This window comes from Martelella sp. AMO21009 (assembly GCF_053484295.1).
Genome location: NZ_JBAKFR010000074.1, coordinates 1 through 413 on the forward strand (window position 1 = coordinate 1; position 413 = coordinate 413).

Annotated in this window: 1 pseudogene; it reads right to left on the bottom strand. The window is 61.0% G+C overall.

The features are described from left to right. Positions 1–413, bottom strand: a pseudogene (locus V6766_RS25505) (UDP-glucose 6-dehydrogenase); the annotation flags it as partial.

Consider the following 413-nt stretch of genomic DNA (forward strand, 5'->3'; position numbering starts at 1 on the left):
CCCTCGATGATCTGCCGCGAATCCATGCCGTGGGTGACGGCATAGCTGTCGAGCTCGTTGAAATAGGCGACGCGCATGGCGAGATAGGTGTTGGCGAACAGCTTTATCGCCTCGGCCTCCGACGCCCCGGTATAGAGCACCGGAACATCCTTCTTCAAAGCGCCTTCGACCAGAAGGCCGACAAAGATCTCAGCCCGGGCGGAACGCTCGCCGATAACGATGCGGGAGGGGTTGAGATTGTCGTAAAGCGCCCGCCCCTCGCGCAGGAATTCCGGCGAGAAGATGATGCGGTCGGTTTGAAAGGCAAGCCGCGTGCGGTCGGTAAAGCCGACGGGCACGGTCGACTTGATGACGATCGTGGCGGCGCTGCCCGAGGCCAGCACATCACTTATAACCTTGGTCACCGACGAGGT